Genomic DNA, 2,527 nt, shown 5'->3' with positions numbered 1-2,527 from the left:
GCTCGCCGCGGGTTGCGGCGAGTCGACTGCACCGGAGACGGACGCGTACATTCGCGGCACCGTGACACAGACCGATGGCCCCTCCGGAGCCGTGCTGGTGCAGGCGACGGACCCTGCCGCGCGTGTGGAGTCTGCCTGGGTGCGCGTGAACGATCAGACGCGGGTGGAGCGGAAGAGCGGCGAACTACGCGCGGAGGTCCTCACGATGGGAGCGATGGTGTCGGTCTGGACCACGGGTGTGGAGATGCGGTCGCTGCCCGTGCAGGTGGTCGCCGCGCGGATCGTGATCGAGTAGCGCTGGGTCTCATCCCGACGCACGGCCAAGGGGCCGGCCCTGGTTCGCCTGGGCCGGCCCCTTCCTCGTGCCGTGGCTTCCGCTGAGCGGCCTTTTCGACGAGCAGCTGAGGGTGCGTGCATTCAACGAGTTACGGACTCGCGTTCATCGCGTGATCAATCCGCGTTGCTGGCCCGTGCCCTGCCGCGTAGCTTGCCGAACCATCCTGTCGGCCCACTACTCGAATCGCGCGATGAAAGCCATCAACCTTCTTGTCCTCGGCTCGGCGCTGGCGCTGGGCGCCTGCGCGACCGCCGCTTCTGCGCCGGGCGGTGGCGGATCGGGCGCGGCGGCGATCACGGCGGACGACCTGCGGCGCAACCTCTTCTTCCTCTCCAGCGATTCCATGCGCGGGCGGCTGGGCGCGACGGAGGACGAGCTGCGGGCATCGGTGTGGCTGGCGGAGCAGGCACGGCGGATCGGGATGGAGCCGGCGGGGGACGACGGCACGTACTTTCAGTTCTTTCCCCTGCGCCGGTTCCGCCTGTCGGGGGAGAGCACCGTCAGCGTCGGCGGGCGGCCGCTGCGGTTGTGGCGGGACGTCATCGTGATGGGGCCGGTGGATGCCCGCGTCGATGCGCCGCTGATGGTGGCGGACGGCACGCTGATCCCGGCTGGCGGAGCGGCGGGGCGGGTAGTCGTGGCCGCGCTGCGGCAGCCGCCGAATCCGCCACCGGCCGACGTCAGCCTGCGCGAGTACCGCTACACCGCCTCGGCCGTGGCGGCGCAGCGGACCGTGCTGTCGGCCGCGACGCCGGCGGCCATCGTGCTCGTGGCGGATTCGGTGGGGCTGATGGCCTTCGACAACATGGTCAAGTTCCAGCGCCAGGGCCGCTACCTGCTGGACACGGCCGGAGTGAACCCGCGGGCCGGCGTCTCGCCCATCCCCGTCTTCCTCGTGCGGCCCGGCGTGATCCCCGCCGCCACCGAGGGGCTGAGGCTCACGGCCGACCTGCGGACGGAAAGCTTCGTCTACCCGTCCGTGAACGTGGTCGCGCGCGTGCCGGGAAGTGATCCGGCCGTCCGCGGCGAGCACGTGGTGTTCAGCGGCCACCAGGACCACGACGGCGTGCACCACCCGGTGAACGGCGACAGCATCTGGAACGGCGCCGACGACAACGCCACCGTCAGCGTCGCACTTCTCGCCATCGGCCGTGCGTTCGTGCGCCAGCCGGGGCGACGGAGCGCGCTGTTCGTGTGGCACGGCGCGGAGGAGCGCGGGCTGCTGGGCAGCAACTGGTACGCGCGCACCCCCACCGTTCCCAAGCAGTCGCTGGTCGCCGTGCTCAACGGCGACATGATCGGCCGCAACCACCCGGATTCCGCCGCGCTGCTGGGGATGATCCCGCCACACCGCAACAGCACGGCGCTCGTGGAGATGGCGATGGCGGCCAACCCGGGCTTTGCGATCGACTCCACCTGGGACGCGCCGTCGCACCCGGAGGGCTGGTACTTCCGCAGCGATCACCTGCCCTACGCCCGCGCGGGCATCCCGGCCATCTTCTTCACCACGCTGCTGCACCCGGACTACCACACGCCCGAGGACGAGCCCGAGCGCATCGACATCGCCAAGCTGGAGCGGATGACGCGCTGGATGTACGCCACCGGCTGGGCGGTCGCCAACGCGCCTCAGCGGCCAACGGTTGATCCGGGGTTCCGGCTGGAGCGATGAGGAGGAGCGGGCGCGTCGTTGCTGACGACCACGTCCGGACAACGAGGAGTGGCGGATGAGCAGGTGGGGTGATCCGGAAGAATGGGCGCGGCTGGTGACGCCTGAGGGATGCCCCATCTGCACCCGGGGCGGCCCGACGCACGTCATCGCCGAACTGGAGGTGTCATGGCTGACGATGGGGGATGAGCCGGGCCCGCTTCCCGGCTCGTGCGCGCTGTTCCTGCGCCGCCACGCCGTGGAGTTGCATGAGATGGAGCCCGACGAGGCGGCGGCCTACATGCGCGACATCCAGCGGGTTTCGCGCGCGGTGAAGGAGGCGACCGGGGCCGTGAAGATGAACTACGAGATTCACGGCAACACCATCCCCCACCTGCACACGCACGTCTTTCCGCGCTACCCAGGCGATCCGTTCGAGGCCCGGCCCATCGACCCGCGCCAGCCGCCACACACGACCGTAATCGCGGGACATGCGGCCGTGAAACGGCGCATCATCTCCGCCCTCCAGGGCTCCTGACGGTCGC

At 70.5% G+C, this 2,527-nt stretch carries 3 protein-coding genes; all 3 read left to right on the top strand.

The window, feature by feature from the left end; all coding sequences use genetic code 11:
• Positions 1-295, top strand: a 295-nt coding sequence (locus tag VIB55_RS20885; RefSeq protein WP_331878607.1) for a hypothetical protein, incomplete at its 5' end; no start/stop codon positions are given.
• Between the two features lie 232 nt (positions 296-527).
• A complete protein-coding gene (locus VIB55_RS20880; protein ID WP_331878606.1) occupies positions 528-2,006 on the top strand; it encodes a M28 family metallopeptidase in 1,479 nt (492 codons plus the stop codon).
• Between the two features lie 55 nt (positions 2,007-2,061).
• Complete coding sequence (locus VIB55_RS20875) at positions 2,062-2,520, top strand: HIT family protein (RefSeq protein ID WP_331878605.1); 459 nt, start codon at positions 2,062-2,064, stop codon at positions 2,518-2,520.
• Positions 2,521-2,527 lie beyond the last annotated feature (7 nt).

Origin of the sequence: Longimicrobium sp. (assembly GCF_036554565.1) — a bacterium.
Taxonomy (GTDB): domain Bacteria; phylum Gemmatimonadota; class Gemmatimonadetes; order Longimicrobiales; family Longimicrobiaceae; genus Longimicrobium.
The sequence above is the reverse complement of the archived record's forward strand: the minus strand, read 5'-3'. Positions and strand labels throughout refer to the sequence as shown.